Source organism: Halioglobus sp. HI00S01 (genome assembly GCF_001635445.1).
GTDB lineage: Bacteria > Pseudomonadota > Gammaproteobacteria > Pseudomonadales > Halieaceae > Halioglobus > Halioglobus japonicus.
This window is the reverse complement of sequence record NZ_LWEE01000135.1, coordinates 1-260: the sequence shown is the minus strand read 5'-3', so window position 1 is coordinate 260 and position 260 is coordinate 1. Positions and strand designations below refer to the sequence as shown.

Sequence of the window (260 nt, the reverse complement as noted above, 5' to 3'; positions counted from 1 at the left end):
TGACCGGTGAAATACCCGGTATACAGCTCAGGCACTTCTGGGTGCCCGAGTAGACCGCGTCGGCACCCCATTCATCCACTTTGAGTTCGATGCCGCCCAGTGAGGTAACGGTGTCGACAATACTCAGCGCGTTGTTCGCTTTAGCCAGCGCGCACAGCGCGGCGACGTCAGAGCGCGCACCGGTGGATGTCTCTGCGTGGACAAACGCCAGTGTAGAGGCTTCGGGATGTGCGGCAAAGGTGGCCTCCACCTTGTCTACG

The 260-nt window shown here is 60.4% G+C and carries 1 protein-coding gene; it reads right to left on the bottom strand.

Going from position 1 to position 260, the window contains the following annotated elements; genetic code table 11:
• A partial coding sequence (locus tag A3709_RS14950) for an aminotransferase class V-fold PLP-dependent enzyme (protein ID WP_156507780.1) occupies positions 1 to 260 on the bottom strand: 260 nt, incomplete at both ends.